Origin of the sequence: Marinobacter halophilus, from assembly GCF_003007685.1 — a bacterium.
GTDB classification, from domain to species: domain Bacteria; phylum Pseudomonadota; class Gammaproteobacteria; order Pseudomonadales; family Oleiphilaceae; genus Marinobacter; species Marinobacter halophilus.
This window is the reverse complement of sequence record NZ_PXNN01000003.1, coordinates 208295-229406: the sequence shown is the minus strand read 5'-3', so window position 1 is coordinate 229406 and position 21112 is coordinate 208295. Positions and strand designations below refer to the sequence as shown.

20 protein-coding genes are annotated in these 21112 nt (G+C 58.6%); 11 read left to right on the top strand and 9 right to left on the bottom strand.

The window, feature by feature from the left end; translation table 11 throughout:
• The first annotated feature begins 350 nt into the window (after positions 1-350).
• Together nirB and nirD are read left to right on the top strand one after the other, a co-directional pair.
• The gene (gene nirB / locus C7H08_RS01040) at positions 351-2858 is read left to right on the top strand and encodes a nitrite reductase large subunit NirB (RefSeq protein WP_106669906.1); all 2508 of its coding nucleotides are present in this window, start codon (positions 351-353) and stop codon (positions 2856-2858) included.
• Between the two features lie 173 nt (positions 2859-3031).
• Positions 3032-3400 (top strand): nitrite reductase small subunit NirD, encoded by a 369-nt coding sequence (gene nirD, locus C7H08_RS01035; RefSeq protein ID WP_106669905.1) that lies wholly within the window; start codon positions 3032-3034, stop codon positions 3398-3400.
• 19 nt (positions 3401-3419) lie between these two features.
• Here nirD and C7H08_RS01030 read toward each other — a convergent pair whose 3' ends face one another.
• On the bottom strand, positions 3420-4088 hold the full coding sequence (locus C7H08_RS01030; RefSeq protein WP_227663204.1) for a nitroreductase: 669 nt from the start codon (positions 4086-4088) through the stop codon (positions 3420-3422).
• A 112-nt stretch (positions 4089-4200) separates the two neighbouring features.
• Here C7H08_RS01030 and C7H08_RS01025 point away from each other — a divergent pair, with 112 nt between their 5' ends.
• Positions 4201-5568 carry a WS/DGAT/MGAT family O-acyltransferase gene (locus C7H08_RS01025; protein WP_106669904.1) on the top strand — a complete coding sequence of 456 codons (1368 nt, stop codon included), beginning with the start codon at positions 4201-4203 and terminating at the stop codon, positions 5566-5568.
• Here C7H08_RS01025 and C7H08_RS01020 read toward each other — a convergent pair whose 3' ends face one another.
• Both C7H08_RS01020 and C7H08_RS01015 read right to left on the bottom strand, forming a co-directional pair.
• A complete protein-coding gene (locus tag C7H08_RS01020) occupies positions 5569-5976 on the bottom strand; it encodes an NINE protein (protein ID WP_106669903.1) in 408 nt (135 codons plus the stop codon).
• A 366-nt stretch (positions 5977-6342) separates the two neighbouring features.
• On the bottom strand, positions 6343-7449 hold the full coding sequence (locus tag C7H08_RS01015) for an AraC family transcriptional regulator (protein WP_106669902.1): 1107 nt from the start codon (positions 7447-7449) through the stop codon (positions 6343-6345).
• Between the two features lie 215 nt (positions 7450-7664).
• On the opposite strand from C7H08_RS01015, the gene C7H08_RS01010 reads away from it, so the two are divergent.
• Positions 7665-8558: a metal-dependent hydrolase gene (locus C7H08_RS01010; RefSeq protein WP_106669901.1), complete on the top strand. Its 894-nt coding sequence runs from the start codon at positions 7665-7667 to the stop codon at positions 8556-8558.
• A gap of 131 nt (positions 8559-8689) precedes the next feature.
• Here the strand turns inward: C7H08_RS01010 and C7H08_RS01005 are convergent, their stop codons facing one another.
• The 3 genes from C7H08_RS01005 to C7H08_RS00995 form a co-directional block, all read right to left on the bottom strand.
• A complete protein-coding gene (locus tag C7H08_RS01005) occupies positions 8690-9475 on the bottom strand; it encodes a class II glutamine amidotransferase (RefSeq protein ID WP_106669900.1) in 786 nt (261 codons plus the stop codon).
• Positions 9476-9525: 50 nt separating this feature from the next.
• Positions 9526-10632, bottom strand: a complete 1107-nt coding sequence (locus C7H08_RS01000) for a GGDEF domain-containing protein (protein WP_106669899.1) — start codon at positions 10630-10632, stop codon at positions 9526-9528.
• A gap of 92 nt (positions 10633-10724) precedes the next feature.
• Positions 10725-11540, bottom strand: a complete 816-nt coding sequence (locus tag C7H08_RS00995; protein ID WP_106669898.1) for an SDR family NAD(P)-dependent oxidoreductase — start codon at positions 11538-11540, stop codon at positions 10725-10727.
• Between the two features lie 232 nt (positions 11541-11772).
• Here C7H08_RS00995 and C7H08_RS00990 point away from each other — a divergent pair, with 232 nt between their 5' ends.
• Positions 11773-12234: an NfeD family protein gene (locus tag C7H08_RS00990; protein ID WP_106669897.1), complete on the top strand. Its 462-nt coding sequence runs from the start codon at positions 11773-11775 to the stop codon at positions 12232-12234.
• 2 nt (positions 12235-12236) lie between these two features.
• Positions 12237-13271 (top strand): SPFH domain-containing protein, encoded by a 1035-nt coding sequence (locus C7H08_RS00985; protein WP_106669896.1) that lies wholly within the window; start codon positions 12237-12239, stop codon positions 13269-13271.
• Positions 13272-13300: 29 nt separating this feature from the next.
• Here the strand turns inward: C7H08_RS00985 and yfbR are convergent, their stop codons facing one another.
• The 3 genes from yfbR to C7H08_RS00970 form a co-directional block, all read right to left on the bottom strand.
• On the bottom strand, positions 13301-13906 hold the full coding sequence (gene yfbR / locus C7H08_RS00980; protein ID WP_106669895.1) for a 5'-deoxynucleotidase: 606 nt from the start codon (positions 13904-13906) through the stop codon (positions 13301-13303).
• 22 nt (positions 13907-13928) lie between these two features.
• Positions 13929-16748: a DUF748 domain-containing protein gene (locus C7H08_RS00975; protein WP_106669894.1), complete on the bottom strand. Its 2820-nt coding sequence runs from the start codon at positions 16746-16748 to the stop codon at positions 13929-13931.
• A gap of 86 nt (positions 16749-16834) precedes the next feature.
• Positions 16835-18121: an MHYT domain-containing protein gene (locus tag C7H08_RS00970; RefSeq protein WP_106669893.1), complete on the bottom strand. Its 1287-nt coding sequence runs from the start codon at positions 18119-18121 to the stop codon at positions 16835-16837.
• Positions 18122-18333: 212 nt separating this feature from the next.
• On the opposite strand from C7H08_RS00970, the gene pdxH reads away from it, so the two are divergent.
• From pdxH to C7H08_RS00945, 5 genes are read left to right on the top strand one after another with little or no spacing between them, the layout of a single operon-like run.
• Positions 18334-18969: a pyridoxamine 5'-phosphate oxidase gene (gene pdxH / locus C7H08_RS00965; RefSeq protein ID WP_106669892.1), complete on the top strand. Its 636-nt coding sequence runs from the start codon at positions 18334-18336 to the stop codon at positions 18967-18969.
• Positions 18938-19696: a 4'-phosphopantetheinyl transferase family protein gene (locus tag C7H08_RS00960; protein WP_106669891.1), complete on the top strand. Its 759-nt coding sequence runs from the start codon at positions 18938-18940 to the stop codon at positions 19694-19696. Before pdxH ends, C7H08_RS00960 begins: the two co-directional genes overlap by 32 nt.
• A gap of 15 nt (positions 19697-19711) precedes the next feature.
• Positions 19712-20296 carry a DNA-3-methyladenine glycosylase I gene (locus C7H08_RS00955; RefSeq protein ID WP_106669890.1) on the top strand — a complete coding sequence of 195 codons (585 nt, stop codon included), beginning with the start codon at positions 19712-19714 and terminating at the stop codon, positions 20294-20296.
• A 57-nt stretch (positions 20297-20353) separates the two neighbouring features.
• Positions 20354-20659 (top strand): DUF6482 family protein, encoded by a 306-nt coding sequence (locus tag C7H08_RS00950; RefSeq protein ID WP_106669889.1) that lies wholly within the window; start codon positions 20354-20356, stop codon positions 20657-20659.
• The gene (locus tag C7H08_RS00945) at positions 20656-21111 is read left to right on the top strand and encodes a DUF3429 domain-containing protein (protein WP_106669888.1); all 456 of its coding nucleotides are present in this window, start codon (positions 20656-20658) and stop codon (positions 21109-21111) included. The genes C7H08_RS00950 and C7H08_RS00945 overlap by 4 nt, the downstream gene beginning before the upstream one ends.
• The last annotated feature ends 1 nt before the right edge of the window (position 21112 follow it).

Genomic DNA, 21112 nt, shown 5'->3' with positions numbered 1-21112 from the left:
GCTATGCGCTGGCCGGCGCTCACGGTTCACCCTAACACTAGCAATTAGCGGGCCACCCTCAGGAAGCCTCAAGATCGGGCGCATTGCCCCACGAAAGTGCACAAAACCGTGAAATCCCCCTTCACGAACCAGCCAAAAACCCTCAACCCACTGATATAAATAGACTTACAAAACTGGCACGAAAGTCGCTTTAATTAAACCAAGGATGACTTTCCCGGCCAGGGAAGTGTGTTGAACTGCACACGCAGGCCGGACCATCAGATCATTGTTGTTGGCATTGGCGCCGGACCATCTGTTCTCCACGGGGAGCATGATGCTCCGGTTTTTTTCGTTGGAGAGAGGCAGCACCCATGAGTAAACAAACCCTGATCGTGATCGGCAACGGCATGGTAGGCCATCACTTCCTGGAGCAGTTCACCCAGACCGCAGCTGCCGAGACCTTCCGGATCATTGTCTTCGGTGAAGAAACCCAGCTGGCCTACGACCGGGTGCATCTGTCCGAGTATTTTACCGGCTCGACCCATGCCGATCTGGCCATGGGCACCGTCGACTGGTATGCCGAACAGAACATTGACCTGCACCTGAACGAGCCGGTGACCGCCATTGACCGGGATAACCGTGTCGTCACCACCCCGGATGGCGCTTACCCTTACGATCAGCTGGTGCTGGCCACCGGCTCTTACCCGTTCGTGCCACCCATTGCCGGCAAGGATCAGGATGGCTGTTTTGTTTACCGAACGCTGGCGGATCTGGATGCGATTCAGGCCAGCGCCAACGACGCCAGGACCGGCGTGGTGGTTGGCGGCGGTCTGCTCGGGCTGGAAGCCGCCAACGCCCTGAAAAGCCTGGGCTTGCAGGCCCATGTGGTGGAATTCGCCCCGCGCCTGATGCCGGTACAGCTGGATGACCAGGGCGGCGCGCTGTTGCGGCAGAAGATTGAGGAGCTGGGCGTGCAGGTGCACACCGAAAAGGCCACCACGGCCATCGTGCCCGGTCGCGAGGCCCGGCTGCGGATGAACTTCTCGGATGACAGACATCTGGAAACCGACCTGATTGTGTTCTCCGCCGGCATCCGGCCCCAGGACACCCTGGCCCGGGCCTGTGGCCTGGACGTGGGCGAGCGTGGTGGCATCGTCATCGACAACCACTGCACCACGTCTGACCCCCACATCCATGCCATTGGCGAATGCGCGTTGTGGAGTAACCGCATCTTCGGCCTGGTGGCCCCGGGCTACACCATGGCCCGCACGCTTTCGGCGGCGCTTAATGGCGAGACCGACGCCAGCTTCACCGGCGCCGATATGAGCACCAAGCTCAAATTGCTGGGGGTCGACGTCGGCTCTATTGGCGATGCCCACGCCCAGACTCCCGGTGCCCGCAATATCCGCTTTCACGATGAGCAGGCCGGCCATTACCGGCGCATGGTGGTGAGCCAGGATGGCAAAACCTTGCTCGGCGCCATTCTGGTGGGCGATAACAGCCATTACGACACGCTGCTGCAATACGCCCTCAACGGCATCACCCTGCCCAGCAATCCGGAGGCGCTGATTCTGCCGGAAAGCCAGGGCGGTGCACCGACCCTGGGCGCCGATGCCCTGCCCGACACCGCCTCCATCTGTTCCTGCCACAACGTCAGCAAGGGCGACATCTGCTGCGCCATTGATGCCGGCTGCAGTGACCTGGGCGGCGTGAAAGCACAGACCAAAGCCAGCACCGGCTGTGGTGGCTGCACCGCGCTGCTCAAGAAGGTGGTGGACAGCGAACTGGAGAAGCGCGGCGTGGAGGTGTGTACCGATTTGTGCGAGCACTTTCCCTACACCCGTCAGGAGCTGTTCCATCTGGTGAAGGTGAACGACATCCGCACCTTCCGGGGGCTGCTGAAGCAATACGGTACGGGCCAGGGCTGCGACATCTGCAAGCCCACGGTGGGCTCGATCCTGGCCACCTGCTGGAACGAGCACATTCTGGCCACGGATCACGTACCGCTGCAGGACACCAACGACACCTTCATGGCCAACATGCAGAAGAACGGTACCTACTCCATTGTGCCGCGCATTCCCGGGGGCGAGATTACCCCGGACAAGCTGATTGTGCTCGGCCAGGTGGCCAAGGACTACAACCTGTACACCAAGATCACCGGTGGCCAGCGGGTTGATCTGTTCGGCGCCACCCTGAGCCAGCTGCCGGAGATCTGGGAACGACTGATCGCCGCCGGCTTCGAGACCGGTCATGCCTACGGCAAGTCGCTGCGCACGGTGAAGTCCTGTGTCGGCAGCACCTGGTGCCGCTATGGCGTGCAGGACAGTGTGGGCATGGCGATCACGCTGGAGAATCGTTACAAGGGCCTGCGCGCGCCGCACAAGGTGAAGATGGGCGTGTCTGGCTGTACCCGGGAGTGCGCGGAGGCCCAGAGCAAGGACTTTGGTGTGATTGCCACCGACAAGGGCTGGAATCTGTATGTCTGCGGCAACGGCGGTATGCGTCCGCGCCATGCCGATTTGTTTGCCACCGATCTGTCGGATGAGGAGCTGATCCGGACCATTGATCGGGTGGTGATGTTTTATGTGCGCACGGCGGACCGGTTGCAGCGTACCAGTGTCTGGATGGAGAACCTGGAGGGTGGTCTGGACTATCTGAAGCAGGTGGTGCTGGAGGACAGTCTGGGCATCGGCGCGGAGCTGGAGCAGCACATGGAGGATCTGGTGGCCAGCTATCAGTGCGAGTGGAAGACGGCGGTGGAGGATCCGGAGAAGCGCAAGCGGTTCCGGGAGTTTGTGAATTCTCCGGAGCAGAAAGATCCGGTGCAGCGTTGGACCGTTGAGCGGGGGCAGCGCAGACCGGCACTGGAGTCTGCGTAGCCTTCAGGTTCGGGGGCGGAGCCAGGCGGCATGGGGGTGCTTTCCTTTCGGAAAAAACAACTCGCTTCGCTCAGACATCTTTTTTCCTGCAGGAAAGCACCCCCATACCACCTTGCTCTTTGGGCTCGGTGGGATCGTGGTTCGAAACTGACTGGATAACTGGAGAATCTATTATGAAAGCTCGTACTCGTTGGGATGTGGTTTGTACTGTTGAGGATCTGGTGGCGGATTCCGGGGTTGCGGTCTGGACCGAGGACGGGCCGGTGGCGGTGTTTTATCTGCCGCATCGGCTGCCGGCGTTGTTTGCGGTCAGTCACACCGATCCGTTTACCGGCACCAATGTGCTGGCCCGGGGCATTACCGGAGATCTGGACGGTGAGCCGGTGGTGGCGTCGCCGTTGTACAAGCAGCATTTCAGTTTGCGCAGCGGGCAGTGCCTGGAAGACGACGGGGCTCGGGTGAAGGTGTATCCGGTGTTGCTGGACGGCAACCGGATCCGGCTGGAGATACCGGTGACTCAGGCGGCGTCCGTGGCCGCCTGAGGTCGCAGGATGGCGGTGGTCAGCTCAGGAACTGGACGTTTTCGGCCATCGGCGCTCGCGGCGAGGTGAGCTGGTTGACCGGGCTGTCGGGGTTGGCGTGGCCGATGGCCATGCCGGCGAAGACTTTGCGGCCGTCAGGCAAGTTCAGGAACTCGCTGATGGTGTTCGGGTACAGGGCCCAGGATTCCTGGGCGCAGCTGTCGAGGCCCTCGCTGCGCAGCAGGAGCATGAGGGTTTGCAACACCATGCCCAGGTCGGACCACTGGGGCGGGCCCATGTTTTCATCCACCGTGCAGAACAGGCCGACCGGGGCGCCGAAGAATTCGAAGTTACGCTGGAACCATTTGAAACGGGCGGCTTTGTCTTCCCGGGCAATGCCGAGCTGGCGGTACATCAACTCGCCGATCTCGTACCGGCGCTCCCGGTACGGCGACTGCAGCTTGGGCGGGTAGATTTCGTATTCGGGCAATTCGTTGAAGCCTTTGCTGACTTTTTCCCGCATCAGGGTTTTCAGCCGGTCCAGCGCATCGCCGGTGACCACGTGCAGGTGCCAGGGTTGCAGGTTGCCGCCGGAGGGCGAGCGCAGGGCGGTTTCGATTACCTTACGCAGGGTGGCCTCGGGCACCGGGGTATCCAGAAAATCCCGCACGGAACGCCGGGTGGTTACGGCGGTTGTTATGTCCATCATTCTGATCTCCTGAATATCACCTGACGAACCGGCTTGATGGTTCGGAAAGTCAATAAAGTACCACGCAAAATACGTTAGTATCAGCTCAGAAACCAATAACAAGGAAGGCGCCGTGAAACCTCTGAGCCCCACCGATCAACTGTTTCTCTGGCTGGAAAAGCGCCAGCAACCCATGCACGTAGGCGGCCTGCAGCTGTTCTCGTTTCCGGAAGGCGCGCCAGACGATTATGTCGCCCAGCTCGCCGATCAGCTGAGAACGCAGCACGGCGTGACCAGGCCCTTCGATCAGCGACTGAGTTACAAGCTGGGGCAACCGATGTGGGTGGAAGACGAGCACCTGGACCTGGAACATCATTTCCGCTTCGAAGCGCTGCCGACGCCAGGCCGGATCCGCGAATTGCTGTCGTTTGTCTCAGCCGAGCATTCGCACCTGATGGACCGGGAGCGGCCGATGTGGGAGGTGCACCTGATTGAGGGCCTGAAAGACCGGCAGTTTGCTCTGTACACCAAAATCCACCATTCCCTGATGGATGGCGTGACGGGCATGCGCATGGTCACCCGGATGCTGAGTGAAGACCCCAACGAAATGGGTCTGCCACCAATCTGGGCCTTGCCACACAGGCAGCGGACCGGCAGAGACGAGAACGCACCCTCGCTCTGGCGCAGCGTTGCGCATTTGCTGGGCAGCTCCGGCAAACAGCTGGGTACCGTTCCCACCGTGGCCAAAGAGTTGCTGAAAACCATCAACCAGGCCCGCAAAGACCCGGCTTACGATTCGATTTTCCACGCACCGCGCAGCGTGCTGAACCAGAAAATCACCGGCTCCCGGCGTTTTGCCGCCCAGTCTTACTGCCTGACCCGAATCAAGGCCGTGTGTCAGGCCTACGGCACCACCGTGAACGATGTGGTCACCGCCATGTGTGCCACGGCCCTGCGCACTTACCTGATGAATCAGGATGCCTTACCGGAAAAACCCCTGATCGCGTTCGTACCCGTGTCGCTGCACCGGGATGGCAGCGCCGAAGGCAACCAGGTGGGCGTGATCCTGGCCAACCTGCACACCGATGAAAACGACCCCAGCCAACGCCTGATGAACATCCACCACGGTATGCAGGAAGCGAAAGACCGCTACAACCACATGTCGCCGGAAGAAATCCTCAACTACACCGCGCTGACCCTGGCCCCGGCCGCCTTCCACTTGCTGACCGGCATGGCGCCCAACTGGCAAACTTTCAACGTGGTGATCTCCAACGTGCCGGGGCCATCATCCCCCCGCTACTGGAACGGCGCAAAACTGGAAGGCATGTACCCGGTGTCTATCGTCCTCGACCGACTGGCCCTGAACATGACCCTGACCAGCTACAACGGCCAGGTAGAGTTCGGCCTAGTCGGCTGCCGCCGAACCTTGCCCAGCCTGCAGCGAATGCTGGACTACCTGGAAGACGCCCTGACCGAGCTGGAAGCCGCAGCCGGGCTGTAATCAACCCAGCTGGTCGGCCTGATTGCGCTCAGACACCTGGCTATTGAGGGTCCAGAAGTCGTACAGCACGCCAAACAGGAACAGGCCACCGGTGAGCAGGTAGATGACCCCGGTTATCCACTTGCCCATGTACATCCGGTGCACGCCGAACACGCCCAGGAAGGTGAGTAAAATCCAGCTGATGTTGTAGCTGATGTTGCCACCCCGAAAGCGTTTGTCGGCCTGCCGGTCCATGGACGGGATCAGAAACAGGTCGATGATCCAGCCGATCAGGAACAGCCCGAAGGTGAAGAACCAGATGGTGCCGGTGATCGGTTTGCCGTAGTAAAACCGGTGCGAACCGAGGAATCCGAAGATCCAGAGCAGGTAACCGATGATTTTGCTGTGGGTGTCTGGTTGTCCGTTCATGTTTGTTCAGATCCTGAGATGAGTTCAACTCTGACCCCAAACTGAAAGTGAGGGTGCCTGGCCGGGGGGTTGGAGTATTTTTCCCTTGGGAAAAACAACTCGCTGCGCTCAGACATCTTTTTCCTGGCGGGAAAAATACTCCAACCCCCCGTCCGTCATACTATCGGGGCAGAGTCTACTAAAGACAACTACAGGATTTCCGCATGGAAATTGGTACGCCAATTCCGCAGTCAGCAGGGCGTGGGGTGGTACCAGAATTTTTTCTCTGAAAAAGATGTCTGAGCGCAGCGAGTTGTTTTTCAGAGAAAAAATTCTGGTACCACCTTACGACCACGCTCCCAAACAAAAGGCGCAACAAACAAACTATCAAGGCCCCACCTCAGGCGCCGGATCCGGCCCACCCTCGCGAAATTCAGAAGCGGACTTGCCGGTCCATTTGCGAAATGCCCGACTGAAATTGGACAGATCGGCATAACCCAGCTCATAGGCAATCTCGCTGATCGACTGGGTGGTGTAACGCAGCAACTGGATGGCCCGGTCCTTCAGGACCGCCTCCACGATTTCCCGGTAGTTGGTGTCTTTGTCCGCCAGCCGGCGCTTGAGCGTTCGGGACGACACGCAGAAACGCTCGGCCATGGCCTCCAGCGACGGCAACGGGCCAGGGGTCATTCTCAGCATGTTGCGGATTGCCAGCACGATGTCGCCCTGATCTTTCAGAGCTTTCTGCAATTCAAACTCGCACTGCTCCCGCGCCATCCGTGACGCATCGGCGTCCGCCAGGCGCATGCGGACGTCCAGCAGCTCGCGCGGGAAGATCAGCATTTCCTCCGGCTGATCGTAATCGAAACGCACCGGCAGCTGGCTGGCAAAGCGCTGGTAATAAGCCGGCTCCGGAGTGGTCAGGCGCACCGAGACGCCCGGCAGCTTGCCGTCTTCCAGGGCAAAGCCCCTGGCCTCGGCGTCCGCCCGGTCAAGTAACTGTTCGGTGAGCAGAATCAGGGTGGCGCTGACCGTTTCCGCCAGAAACTCATACAGCCCCGGCGCTTCGAATTCGGTGCAGAGCTGCACCAGTACCTGCTCGCTGGCCAGAGACTGCTTCATGCTCAGAAACGGCGCCCGTAGCTGCAGGTAACGGCGAACCGAGTCCAGCGCCCCGCCGAAGGTCGGGCTGGTCAGGGCGGCAAAGCCCAGGGTGCCGTGGATGGTTACCCGCAGCTCTTTCGCCAGCATAAAACTCAAGCCATCACGACCGGCAAGCTGCAGGGCGCGCTGGGCCATCAGACCGGCATCGGTGACGAAAACGCGACTGTCGTTGGCTTTCAGATCCTCGGCAGTAAAGTCCAGGCCTTCATACAGCAGCCGGTCATTGTGGCCAAGCTGACGGACGGTGTCGCTCAGTACCCGCAAGTAAACACCTGGCACCAGAAACAGCCCCAACGTTTGCCGTTCATTGTCCGCACCGGTTGCTGCCATAGATTGTCCATGATTGATGATTATTGTAGTTCTGACTCTATCAGAAGCACCTGCTGACCACAGTGGGGCTGCTCGCCCTGATTCGACTGTCGCCCGGGCCAATTGTCCCATTGGGGACGATGGCCGTCCCATTCGCGCATTCAGTAATACCGTTGACTCCCACACACTGGCCTCATGACATCAGCCATAGCGTTCAGTCGCAAAGGAGTACAACCATGCTGGTAACATCACAAACCGACAAGCAGACCAAAGCCTCCCATACCCCGGACAACGTGTCCATCAAGGCCCAGCGCATGGGTTTCGAGTTTGGCGAGGCGGTTCCTCAGTACTGGCTCGACAACAGTTATCTGATCAGCCACACCATGAACGCGCTGTCGGTGCTGTTTCCCGAAGGCGAGCAGTTTTTCGTCGATTCGGTACGGGCCTTCCGGGACCAGATCAAAGACCCGAAGCTGAAAGAAGACGTGCGCGGATTTATTGGCCAGGAAGCCATGCATTCCCTGGAACACATCGCGATGAATCAACATGTGCGCGATCAGGGCATGCCGGTGGAGGAGATGGAAAAAGATCTGAAAGTCATTCTGGAGCTGACCCGCAAGCTTCCCAAACGGCACCAGTTGGCGATCACCTGCGCGCTGGAGCACATCACGGCGATGATGGCCGATATGCTGCTGGAACGGGACGACGTGCGCGAAGACATGCACGAATCCATGCGCCCACTTTGGGTATGGCACGCCATTGAGGAAACCGAGCACAAGGCGGTGGCCTATGATGTATTCCAGAGCGTTGGCGGCACCTACGCCGAGCGGGCGTTCTATCAGTTGTTTGCCACGAGCGCGTTGGGCGTGGTGGCGACCTGGTATACCGGCCGTATGATGATGAATGATCGTAAGAACTTTTCAGTGAAGGGTGCGGCCAAGGACGTGTGGCGCATGTGGGGCAAGAACGGCACATTCTCGAGCCTGATTCCGGCCTGGGCGGAGTACTTCAAGCCTGGATACCACCCTTGGGACAAGGACAACAGCGAGCTGATTGCTCGGTTCAAGAGCCAGATCGAGCAGTACATTGCTCCGCAGTATCAGAAAGGTAATCGTCGGACTCTTCAGTAACTCCTTCAGTTTGGAGTTACGCTGGCGAGCGGGTGGGGAGGCCTTTCTTCCGGGAAAAATAACTCGCTTCGCTCAGACATTTTTTTCCCTGCAGAAAGGCCTCCCCACTCACTTGCTTGTTCTAGCATTGTTTAACTGCCCGCTTTTGCAATTCCGGACTGGACAACCTCTCCTTTTTTCCATAACCGCCATTCTCCGGGCTGGTAGATGTCCCATTTTTCATCGGTAGTCAGCGGCTCGGTCACGATCACGCTGACGATGTCGTTGGGGGTGGTTTCGGCTTCGAAGTCCACGGTGACGTCGGTGTCTTTCAGCCTCGCCGGGCCGAAAGGGGCGCGGCGGGTGATGCTGGCCATTTTGGTGGTGCAGTAGGTGAACAGCCAGTCGCCGTTGCTTAATAACAGGTTGAACACGCCTTCGCGGGCGTAGGCCGTGGACAGGTTGACCAGGCGTTCGACGATCTGTTCGGTGGGGTGGTCGCGCTGGCAGTGGCTGCGCAGGTGATTGAGCAGGTCGCAGAACAGGGCTTCGCTGTCGGTGCTGCCAACCGGCTCGTAAAAACCGCCCGCAGCCCGGAACCCGGACAGCTGGCCGTTGTGAGCAAACACCCAGTAGCGGCCCCAGAGTTCGCGGATAAAGGGGTGGGTGTTGGCCAGGCAGATCTCGCCGACATTGGCCTGGCGAATATGGCAGATGGCCACTTCGCTTTTGATGGGGTGGGTTTGCACTACCTGAGCAAGGCGGGAGTTGGCGCTGGCGTCGGAATCGTGAAAACTGCGAACGCCTTTGCCTTCGTAGAAGGCGACACCCCAGCCATCTTTATGGGGCCCGGTTTCGCCACCCCGCCTGGTCAGGCCGGTGAAGCTGAAACACAGGTCCGTGGGGGTATTGGCGCTCATGGCCAGCAGTTCGCACATGGTCAGTTCGGTCCTTGGCGGTGGATTCTGTCAGCCTAAGGATACCCGATTCAGCCCGTACCTCCAGCCAGCCTTTCCACAGTCGCCTCGCCCTGAAGCTGGCCCGCCGGCAAAACCCGGTTGCGGCCGGCCCGTTTGCCGCTGTATAGGCAACGATCCGCCACGCAGAACAGGGTCTCTGCGGAGCGGCCGTGTTCCGGCCATTGAGCAATGCCGAAAGAGGCGGTTACCCGAATACCGGCTTCACCGTAACGCAACTCACGACCGGCAATGCGCCCCCGCAACTCGTCCATCAGCTCAAACGCATCGGCCGGCTTTACATTCCTCAGAATCAGTCCGAATTCTTCTCCTCCCAGACGGCCGACAAAATCCGAGGCGCGCAGGCGTTCAGTCAGGCTCTTGCCAATGTCATGCAGAACATGGTCACCGGCATCGTGACCGAGGGTGTCGTTGACCAGTTTGAAATGGTCAACGTCCATTATCACCAGGGCGAAGCCATCACCGCTGCGCTCGCATTCGGCAATGGTTCGGGCCAGGGTGCTCTGAAAAGTGGCACGATTGGCCAGGCCGGTGAGGGCATCAGTCTGGGCCATATCAACCAACCGTTGCTCGGCTTCTTCCCTGCGAGCTTCATACAGGTGCATGAAGATCTGCATCAGCACACCACAAAGCAACATATTCAGCAGATCGATCATGCTACCGGCCGTTCCCACTTCTTCGAGGAAGAAGTAATACGCTACGTAGCCCAGCACCATGAACGGGACACTCAAAATCATGCCTTCGTGCTTGCCCAGCAGCAGGTACGCCAGCACGGGCATCATCAATACCCAGACAAAGGCGGCGATCGAGGCTTCCGGTAACAGCATGATGACAATGAAAAACGAGAAGACAGCAACCAGGTAGGCGTAAATCCATTGCTGCAGGTGGGGCGTCGTTTTCAGCCGGATCGCACCATAAAACAGAAGGCCGCTGGCCATGAATTCCGCGAGGGTCACCCACGGGAAGCCGTTGATGAACTGAAGCACACCAAACACTACCAGGGCAGAACCGGTAGCGTGAAATAACAATCTGGCGAGAGAACGGCGGTGGTTATCCCGCAAACCTGAGCGACTTTGTTCCAGCGCCGTACCCAGATCAAGATGTTTTGAAGTATTCATGCTGACTCTTCCATGGATCAGCTTAGGAGTATAGTCCTTATACACTGGCTGTAAACCAGACAGCCAGTGTATAAGAAATAACCAGGTCTGGGTCAGCTATACAGATTCTTCCGTGAAAAGCGCTCAACCAGCGGTTGATAGGCCGATCCCAGCAGACGGTTGATGGCATCGATGCCCCAGGCGTCCGGGCCCACCAGAATCCGGGATTCGTTTTTCAGGATGCCTTTGACGATGATTTCAGCAGCTTTTTCCGGCGTGGTCATGGCCAGTTTGTCGAAGCCCTTGCGCTGAGCCACGGCATTTTCTGACTTACCCATGCGGGCAGAGTTGGCGATGTTGGTGCGGATGCCACCGGGGTGGACGCAGCTGATCTGCACCGGCTGGTTCTCCAGCTTCATTTCCTGACGCAGGGCCTCGGTAAAGCCGCGCACGGCGAACTTGGCGGCGTTGTAAGCGCTCTGCTTGGGCACGCCAATCAGGCCAAACACGCTGGAAATATTCACCACGTGGCCATCACCGGAGGCAATCAGGTGGGGCAGGAAGGCACGGGTACCGTGGGCAACGCCCCAGAAGTCGATGTCCATGACCCATTTGAAATCGTCATCGGTCATTTCGCGTACGGTTGCCGACAGCGCCACACCGGCATTGTTGATCACCAGATTGACAGCACCAAAGTCTGCCAGGACCTGCTCGGCATGGGCGTAGATCGCATCACGATCAGAAACGTCAAGCTTATAGGCTCGCACTTCAGTACCACCGCAGTCCGCAACCGTTTCTGCCAGCCCGGCTTCATTGACATCCGACAAGGCCAGGCGGCAACCTTTGGCGGCAAGCACACCGGCAAGGGCTCGGCCAATGCCGGAACCGGCACCGGTAATCACCGCCACTTTGTTGTTAAGATCTTTCATGATTGCTGAACCTCAGTGTTGTTGTTGCCATTAAAGCAGGTACGTTATTGATCTGATACTGTAACAGGTCGCCCGTTGTGCAAAATGGCATCAACCGCGTTCCGGGCCGGTCGCCCCGGTCAGTTCTGACCATACCGGACCAAACATACGCCAGTCAGTCAGCGACGCCGCCCAGCACATTGGTTACACTCCCGACTCATCTGCATTCATGCCTGAACTAACGGAGCTGACTATGGAATGGAGTCTTACCCACTTGTGGCTGATCCTGGCCCTGCTTCTGGGCCTGGCCGAGCTGACCTCCGGAGCACTGCTTATGCTGGCGCTCGGACTGGCGGCGGCGCTGACCGCACTGGCGGCAGTCCTGGGAGCATCCTTCGAGTGGCAGCTGGTGACCATGGGGGTGATGTCTGGCCTGCTGGTACCCGCTGCCATCTGGTGGATCCGGCCCCGGTTTTCACCCAAAGGCGTCGCTTACGGTACCACCGGCACCGGCGTCGAGCGCGGCAAACTCTATCAAACCCGGCTGCGTGACTTTGACGAGGCCACCGGTATTAAGGTCAACGGTGACTTTTACCGTCTGAAATTCGAGGATGGCAGCAGTCCGGCCCTGCCGGAGGGCACTCCGGTCGTTTTTGAAAAATTTGATGGCACTACCGCCATCGTGCATTTAGCACATCCCAACAAGGAGCAATAGGCATGGAATCACTGGTATCTCCGGGACTGGTCATCAGTCTTATCATTGTCGCCGTTGGCGTTTTCGTTATTGCCAAGGGGCTGGTAATCATTCGCCAATCCGAAGTAATGGTGATCGAGCGTCTGGGCTCGTTCAACCGCGTGCTGGAGAGCGGCATCAACATCATCATTCCGTTCATCGAGCGGCCACGCCCGATCAGCATGATCCGTTACATGCGCATGGGAGAGGAATATCACCCGGTCAGCACCGACGAGATCCGTATCGACCGCCGCGAAACCGTGATGGACTTTCCCGGTCAGCCGGTGGTCACCACCGACAACGTAACGGTTAATATCAACGGTGCGCTCTACTACCAGATCATCGACCCACGACGGGCCGTGTACGAAGTCGCCAACATGAGCCAGGCAGTCGAGGTGCTGGCCAAAACCACCCTGCGCTCGGTGGTGGGCAAGATGGAACTCGACAAATTGTTTGAATCCCGTGCTGAGGTCAACAGCGCCATCCAGGCCGAGATGGAAGAAGCCGCCTCGAAATGGGGCGTCAAACTGACCCGGGTGGAAGTGCAAGACATCAGCATGCCCGAAGAAGTAGAAGAGGCCATGCGCCTGCAGATGGCCGCCGAACGTAAGCGCCGGGCCACCGTCACCGAGGCCGAGGGTGAGAAGTCAGCCGCCATTGCCATGGCCCAGGGTCAGCGCGAATCCTCCATCCTGAACGCCCAGGGTGACAAGGAATCCGCCATTCTGCGTGCCCAGGGTGAACAGGAGTCGATCCGCCTGGTACTGAACGCCATTGGTGACTCAGAAGAGAACAAGCGCACGGTTGTCGGCTACCTGCTCGGCCAAAGCTACATCAAGGCCCTGCCCACCATGGCGAAAGATGGTGAACGAGTCTTCGTTCCTTATGAGTCATCCGCACTGCTGGGATCCATGGGTATGTTCCGGGAACTCGCCGGCAGCCCCGAAGACGCTGTCCGGGACGCTCTGAGCCGGGACGGCCTACGCGGCGGCATGGTTGCCTCCGCCGGCAACAGCTGAATCTGGTCATTTCCAGTTAATGGCGGCCGCTAGCCCAGCAAGTGATCCAGCGGCCGCTCGTAACTGGGCGCAAACACCTCAAGGAAGTACAGCACTTCTGGAAGGCTCTGTTCTTGCAAGCGGTGGAGAATCTGCTCCGCCGCCGGCTCGAATTCCTTGTTACCGGTCTGCATCTCGGCCCGGCACTTCAGTAACGCCGATAACCGGTCTGCCGCCTTGATCAGTTCTTTCTCTTCCTGCCGCCACTGCGATTCCCGCACATAGGGGTCGAAATCCGCCCTCAGATCATCCGGCAGCAACGCCAGCAATTCACCTTCGGCCTTGTGTTCGATATCAGCGAAGGCTTCCCGCATTACTTTTGAATGGTATTTCACAGGTGTCGGCATATCGCCCGTAATCACCTCAATGGCGTCGTGGTATAAGGCTGCAGCCGCAATACGGTCGGCATTGACCTGGCCGTTAAAGTGCCGGTTGCGAATCAGTGCCAGGGCGTGGGCAATGGTCGCCACTTCCCACGAGTGAGTCGCCACATTTTCTTCGATGGCGTTACGCATCAGCCCCCAGCGCTTGATCCAGCGCAAGCGCGACACATAGGCAAAGAAATGACTGGCAGTGCGCTGTTTCAGACTGACCATTGGGTTTCCTGTTGCGGCTTGATTAACGTATGTCGAGCGTGAACTTTACGGTGACATCGCCCCGCTCGTCGACACCGGCCTGCCGGGTCGGCTCCAGGGTATACAGCTGGTCGGCATCCACCCCGTGGGTATCCTGCAACAGCCGGCGAAGGGCCTGGCCCCGTTCGCTGGCCAACTGGCCCAGCTGCTCCGGCGGCAGCTGCCGTTCACCGTCTCGCCAGGCCTGCTCTGCCTGCGCCCAGGCGTCACCGGTGACCTCCTCACCCCGAGCCTCCATTCGGGCTTTTAACAACGCCAGGCCATCTGCTTCCGGGGAAACGCCGCCGCGGATGTTGAGCAGCAACTCGGGGCGCTCATTCATCGCCTTGGCCAACGCGGTAAGTTTGTCGGCTTCACTATCCGCCAACGAAACACTGCCGGGCGCAAAGCTAACCTGGCCCAGCTCCTCACTGCTAAAGCCCGCCAGATCCGCCAAGGACCCCAGCATACTGAAAGGTGAAGTGGCCGCGCCTACCAACAGGTTCACAAAGGCTCGCATCACAATCTGGCCAACCCGAAATTCAGGATCAGCGATGTCGCCCTGAATCGGTAAATCCACTTCGATAACCCCCCGGCGGTCGGTCAGTAATGCCAGGCCAAGTTTGACCGGTGCACCGGTCGCCTGCTCACTGGCCACGGCCTGGCCCAGAGACATCCTGTCCAGAACCACCTGATTGGAGGCTTTTATTCGAGTACCCGTAAACTCATAATCCAGATTCAGTGCCAGCTTGCCACTGTCGACGGTGTAACCAAGGTAGCGACCGAAGTAAGGCGACAGGGCCGGCAGCGCCAGATCGTCCATCGACAGTTTCAGATCACTGGTCTGATCGGTACCCAGAGCTCCCAGGGTGCCCTCTACAGTCACCGGGGCGCCGCCCGCCAGCTGGCCACGCAAACTGACCCGGCCTTGCTGGGGCGACACATTACTGATGCCGGTGATCGAGCCGTTCAGCACATCAAAGCGGGTGCTGAATGAAGGTTCCAGAGTACGATCGGCGTAGGCAATGGCACCACCCTCAACCTGCAGTTCGCCTATACGGAAGACAAAACCCGCCTCGGTCGGCTCAGAGGCATCCCCGGTCACTTCTGCCGCACTACCACGATCATCCGCGCCGGAATCGGAGCGAGCAATTTTCTCAACATTGTGCAGACCATCTGCCGCCCGCACCACAGTAAATGAGGGCTGCGACAGGATCACGGTGCCAATTTCCAGCCTGGGCGGGTACACATTGAATTCAATCGGCGCCAGGCGCAGGGTTTGCCAGCCCAGCATGGACGCCTCACTGCCTGGCAACTTCAGGTCCAGATCTGCAATTTCGGCGGTGCCACTGAAAGTACCGGTCATTGGGTCGTCCTGGCTGTCCAGGTCCAGGTTGCCGTCAAACCCCAGTCGGCCCTTGGTCACTGCCAGGTTAGCACCCTGTTGCAGATAGGGCTCGATCACCGCCAGCGCAATGTCTGAACCTGACAAGGACGACTCAAGGGTGAACGGGGCCGGTGTCAGCTGACCATTGGCCGAGACTCGCCCACCACTGGCCAACACGATGCCAAGACCGTAGCTGACCGGATCATCGAGCCGGTCAGACAACCGCCCGAGAGTAACGTCCAGATCGGTCAGTTCAATCTCGGCCGGAGTCTCGGGCACCTGATCGCGCCAGCGCAAACGACCTGCCACCACTTCAACTCCCTGCACCGACCACCGGAACGCCGGCGCATCCGGTGCCGGCGGCTCGCTTTGATCCTGTTCCGGGTCAGCCGGCGGCAGAGAAGCCAGCCAGTCGATTTCACCCTGACTGTTCCGGGTCGCAGCCACAAAGGGTTGATCAAGGCGGACATCCTCGACCCGTGCTTCCCCGGCGGTCAGATCAAAACCGATGCCGTCTACTTCAATGCGCTCAGCCGCCAGGGCAGGTTCCTCGTCCGATGCCGCTAATGCGAGCGCAAGATCCTGAATCGTCAGCTTGCCCTCAGAGGTAATCAACTCAAACGGTTCGCTACCGCCAAGCTGATAGCGGGATTCAAAAGTCACAAGGCCATTCCGCAACTGCCATGGCAGATGAGGCGCCAAAAAGTGCGCGAGTGTGTCATGGCGAAGATCAGAAATTTTCAGGCGGCCTTCGGAATACAGCGGCGTGACGCTCAGCGCACCATCCCATTCGATGGTCTGCTCGCCTAACGCAGCTATTATTGAGTAGTGACTACCATCCGCCTCTCGGGGCCAGGTGGCCAATTGATTGATGGACAGATCCAGCGGCGTAATACGGAATTGCGCGGGCTCGGGCTGGCTGAAATCCCTGAACAGCAGTTCGCCGCCATCAATAGCCAGTTGCTGAAACAGCAACCTGGGAGGCTTTCCAGTGTCGGCATCCTCGGCCGGAACATCCGTCTTGGGCTCATCTAGCTGGGCCAGCCGCCAGTCACGAGCAAAATTAACGCTGCCATCATCCAGCAGGTCAAACCGGACATAGGGCTCTTGCAGGCGGATTTCCTGAAAGCTGACGATACCTCTGAACAATGAAAAGAAACCCAGATTAACGAACAGCCGGTCGAAACCGACCACTTTCTCGCCGGCACCGTCATCAGCCGACAGCTCTGTTACTTCAATCGTCAAAGAGAAAGGATTAACGCGTAGCGTGGCTAAATCGGACTGCCAGCCCATTTGCGCCTCCAGTTGCTCCGGCACGGCTTGTTTGAGCCACCAGGGCAGCACCAAAAAGCCAGCAAGGGCATAGAACAGCAGCAGAATCAGGACCGCGACGGCCAGATTTCTCGGTAAACGACTGCGTTGACGGCGTTGAGCCACACAAACTCTCCTCGGTGAACGGCGAGAAATTGGGGCTGAATCAGCCCCTTGCCTGTCACAAGGATAGTCGGCCCGGTGTCTGTTTGTCAGCCTGCGGTGTGATGACCCGGCAAAATCGGATCAGAATTGACCGCCAACTTGTCGAAACGTCCAATCTGACCCAGATCCATCGGTATCATTGCCGCCAACAGCAATTTACGGCTGGAATTGCCGGTGGCGGGGAAAACCGACTGGCCGGCACGCCAGGTGACCGACTTGGCCGGCGTAGGAATACGCTCATCCAGCTCCCGCAAACGCTTGTACATGAAGCTGTACGAAAGGTCGGCATAATCCGGAACCATCAGGAAAAACGTGCTAGCTGAGTAACGGGCAAGATAAACCGATTCTGGCGCCAAATCGCGGATCGCTTTCGCGATGTTCTGGATAACCCTGTTCATGGCCGCCGGATCAAGCCCGGCCGACAGTTCCCGATAGTTAGCGATGTCCAGATAAATCAGAGCAAACGGGTGTTCACGAGCGTCTTCGAGTGCCAGGGTATTCAACAACCGCTGCTCCAGGGCCGAGCGATTTGGCAACCCGGTCATGGAATCGACAAAGGCCAGGCGCGCAACCCGAGCGTCTTCCTCAGCTTTTTCAGCGGCGAGCCGGCGCTGCAGGCGAATATCGAAGGCCGCTACAAACACCGTTACCGCCAATAACGCAGCGCAGAAGACCGCCAGTGGTATGCCCATCCAGTCGCCACGCAGGCCATTGCCGGCAGCCGGCACAGCGCCCTCAGGGAATGTCATGGCCAGCATGCCGGTGTAATGCATGCCACATATTGCCGTCGCCATGGCCAGCGCAGCCCCCAAGCGTGCAGCGGACGCACCAACGCCCCGCATGCTCCGGATGCTGCGGGACACCGCCAGGGCAGCGGCCGATGCCGCAACGGCAATGGCAACCGAAATGGTCAGCCACAGGGCATCGTATACCGGCGGCGCAGACATCTTCATCGCAAACATGCCCAGGTAATGCATGACCACGATACCGCCTGACATCATGAGTGTCGCGGCGGCAAACAAGGCCACTCCGGATTTCTCGCGACCGATGATGTGCAACGCTATGGCAGAGGAGATCACCGCAGCCAGCCAGGAAATGAAGGTCATACCGGTGTCGAATGTCATGGTCATATCCATCGGCATCGCCAACATGCCAACAAAGTGCATGGTCCAGACGCCAGTGCCCATGGCCAGCCCCCCGGTTACCAACCATGCCAGGCGATTGCCTTTGCGAACAGAACCCAGCCGAGCTCCGAAGAACAGCGCCGTGTAAGCCGCCAGGACGGCAACAATAAAAGAAGCTGTGACCAAGGGAAGATCATAATGGGACATCATTGTCATTACCCTGTGTTTGTTTCGGGTTTGGTGCAAATTGTAGGTTCGGAGATTTACGCTGATCCGAAGCAACGGTTCTGATTACTCTGTTGCGATATGTAACCGTCAATCACAGGTTTTCACTCGTCATGATCGCTGACACATGAAGGTGAACCCGCTATGCTCGGCAACCGTACCTGAACACAGCATTGCTACGAGATGAGGAGAGAGGAATGGACATCGGCGATATGCGTCGGGATTTTGAAAGCGAAGGGCTGGATCTCGAACACCTGAACGACGATCCGGTCTTCCAGTTTCAGAGCTGGTTTGAGGATGCCCGCACGGCCGGCATTCTGGAGCCGAATGCGATGTCTCTTGCTACCGCAGGCGCGGACCAGATGCCAGACCTGCGCACCGTGCTGCTGAAATACTTCGATAACGGCGGCTTTGTGTTCTACACCAACTACGGCAGTCGCAAAGCCCGGGAACTGGATGAAAACCCCAGAGCCGCTCTACTGTTCCCCTGGATTGATCTGAACCGGCAGGTGCGCATTCAGGGCAAAGTCGAGAAAGTCAGCAAAACCGAGTCCTTAAAATATTTTGCCTCCAGGCCCCGGGGCAGCCAGATTGGTGCCTGGGTGTCCGAACAGAGCAAAGTCATCACCTCTCGTGGTTTGCTGGAACAGAAAGTGGCGGAGATGAAACAGAAATTCAGTTCCGGTGAAATTCCGCTGCCCGGTTTCTGGGGCGGCTACCGGGTGGTGCCGGAACGGATCGAGTTTTGGCAAGGGCGGCCAAGCCGACTTCATGATCGCTTTGAATACGTGAGGGAAGCCAATGGCTGGACCATTCAACGACTCCAGCCCTGATCGGCCGGCCATCTGGCTCTGTCATCAAATCAATCGCGACGTGCCTGCAGCGCCGCCCTGGATGACGGAGTATGAAGCCCAGACCCTGGCACACCTGAACAACCCGAGGCGCGGCGAGTTTCTCACCAGCCGCTGGCTAATCCGGCAAAGCCTGGCCAACGCCAGTGGCGAGGCTCCAGAGCGCTGTCAGCCGGTTGATGGTCGACCTGTCACCTCGTCAACGCCGCCAGGATGGCACTTGTCACTGAGCCACAGCAAAGGCCTGACTGCCGTTGCCGCTGGCACTCAGCCGTTAGGCATCGATATTGAGCCCAGCCAACGTAAGCCGGACTGGACCGGTTTGGCTAAACGCTGGTTTTCGGCGGTTGAACAGGAATGGCTGTTCCGGGCCAACGATCCGTTCAGCTTCCTTAAGGTGTGGACTCTGAAAGAAGCCTGGCTCAAGGCCACCGGCCGAGGCATTGCCGGCAACTTGCAAACCCTGGAAGTGCGTAAGGATTTCGAGCTTTACGGTGATCAGCCCGAGCAGACCTGGTTGGCCAGTTGCTTTTACGTGGAGGGTTTTCTGGTAACGTTGGTGTATCAGGGCACGGAAGACGCCTCAGGCAGTTTGCCCGGCATCACCTTGCTGGAGCCACCTCCGGATGATTATGGTCTGATCCACGCCGGCAATCTTGACGCCAGCTGGGAGCCCATGTTCCACCGCACCATCCGGGCCAAACGCTAACTGGAACCGACCGCCATGACTCAATACCCTGAACGATGCAACTGGTGTGGCACCGACCCACTGTACGTGCATTACCACGACACCGTCTGGGGCCGCCCCGAGTACGACGACCTGGCATTGTTCGAGAAACTGTGCCTGGACGGCCAGCAGGCCGGGCTGAGCTGGATCACCATCCTGCGTAAGCAGCAAAATTATCGCGACGCCTACGCCGGTTTTGACCCCGAGAAGATTGCCCGCTTTACCGAACAGGACCAAACCCGTCTGCTGCAAGACCCGGGCATCGTCCGGAACAAGCTCAAAGTACAATCGGTGATTCACAACGCCCGCGGTTATCTGGCCCTGCAGGAGCGGGGCACCCCTCTGTCAACGTTTCTTTGGCAGTTTATGGACCACCAGCCCCGGCAGAATCACTGGCGCACCATGGCCGAGGTACCGGTCGTCACTCCTGAGTCTGAAGCCATGGCCAAAGCCCTGAAAAAGGCGGGCTTCACCTTTGTCGGCCCCACCATCGTTTACGCTTTCATGCAGGCCACCGGCATGGTCAACGATCACCTGGTGAACTGCCCGGCGTATCAGGCCTGCTTAAAGCTCTCACAATGATCTTACCCGTGTGCTTGCACGTAAGATCTCTGGTAACACCAACCTGGGAGCTTTACCGTGCGCATCACCCTCAAAGAACTCAAAGTTCATCAGCAGCCTGTTATCGAGTTGCTCGAGATCATTTCCCTGGAAGGCCAGCATTACATGGCCCGACTTCATGGGCCGGAAGGCCTCAAGCTGTTATCGGACAACGCCGGTAAAACCCTCTTGTTCCGGAGTGCCTGGGAGGTGCAAGACACCCTCAGTGAATTTGACGTTCGGGAAACCCAGATTGTGCATCCGTCTGCCTACCATGAAATGGTCGGCATGGCGCCGTCCGACATAGAACCCATGCGGATTCGGGTTCAGAGGCAACGGTCGTGATTGTAGTGGCTCGTCTTGCAATTCTGGTGGGTATTGCCGGGCTGATTCCGTTTATTGCCGGAACCGCAGGTTTGTTTGTAATGCCCGCTCGCAGCGTCACCATTCTGAGCTGGTTCTACCTGTACAGTGCCGGCATTCTGGCTTTTATGGGCGGCATCTACTGGACCATCGCGCTGCAACTGGAGAATCGCTCCTACCCCCAGTCGCCTTTGGTCTCGATGTTGCTGAGTCAGTTGTTTTTTCTCGCAGCGGGCCTGGGCCTGTTACTCCACACCCCCCACAAGATCCTGCTGTACACGATCGCCTTTCTGGCGCTGTACATCGTTGATGCTCGCTGGATGCGTCATTATTGGCCGGCCTGGTATCTGAAATTGCGCCTGGTACTCACCTTGGTGGTTCTCACTTGCCAGATTACGGTTGGTGTCTGGTTCTACCTGTTGCACGGTACCTGAA

Bases quoted from the DNA above. Each gene is read 5' to 3' on its own strand.
- C7H08_RS01000 (WP_106669899.1), bottom strand. From the start codon at position 10,632: ATGAATACTTCAAAACATCTTGATCTGGGTACGGCGCTGGAACAAAGT.
- C7H08_RS01030 (WP_227663204.1), bottom strand. From the start codon at position 4,088: ATGATGGACATAACAACCGCCGTAACCACCCGGCGTTCCGTGCGGGAT.
- nirB (WP_106669906.1), top strand. From the start codon at position 351: ATGAGTAAACAAACCCTGATCGTGATCGGCAACGGCATGGTAGGCCAT.
- C7H08_RS00985 (WP_106669896.1), top strand. From the start codon at position 12,237: ATGGAATCACTGGTATCTCCGGGACTGGTCATCAGTCTTATCATTGTC.
- C7H08_RS00960 (WP_106669891.1), top strand. From the start codon at position 18,938: ATGGCTGGACCATTCAACGACTCCAGCCCTGATCGGCCGGCCATCTGG.
- C7H08_RS01010 (WP_106669901.1), top strand. From the start codon at position 7,665: ATGCTGGTAACATCACAAACCGACAAGCAGACCAAAGCCTCCCATACC.
- C7H08_RS00995 (WP_106669898.1), bottom strand. From the start codon at position 11,540: ATGAAAGATCTTAACAACAAAGTGGCGGTGATTACCGGTGCCGGTTCC.
- C7H08_RS00955 (WP_106669890.1), top strand. From the start codon at position 19,712: ATGACTCAATACCCTGAACGATGCAACTGGTGTGGCACCGACCCACTG.
- nirD (WP_106669905.1), top strand. From the start codon at position 3,032: ATGAAAGCTCGTACTCGTTGGGATGTGGTTTGTACTGTTGAGGATCTG.
- C7H08_RS01015 (WP_106669902.1), bottom strand. From the start codon at position 7,449: ATGGCAGCAACCGGTGCGGACAATGAACGGCAAACGTTGGGGCTGTTT.
- yfbR (WP_106669895.1), bottom strand. From the start codon at position 13,906: ATGGTCAGTCTGAAACAGCGCACTGCCAGTCATTTCTTTGCCTATGTG.
- C7H08_RS01005 (WP_106669900.1), bottom strand. From the start codon at position 9,475: ATGTGCGAACTGCTGGCCATGAGCGCCAATACCCCCACGGACCTGTGT.
- C7H08_RS00970 (WP_106669893.1), bottom strand. From the start codon at position 18,121: ATGATGTCCCATTATGATCTTCCCTTGGTCACAGCTTCTTTTATTGTT.
- C7H08_RS00990 (WP_106669897.1), top strand. From the start codon at position 11,773: ATGGAATGGAGTCTTACCCACTTGTGGCTGATCCTGGCCCTGCTTCTG.
- C7H08_RS01020 (WP_106669903.1), bottom strand. From the start codon at position 5,976: ATGAACGGACAACCAGACACCCACAGCAAAATCATCGGTTACCTGCTC.
- pdxH (WP_106669892.1), top strand. From the start codon at position 18,334: ATGGACATCGGCGATATGCGTCGGGATTTTGAAAGCGAAGGGCTGGAT.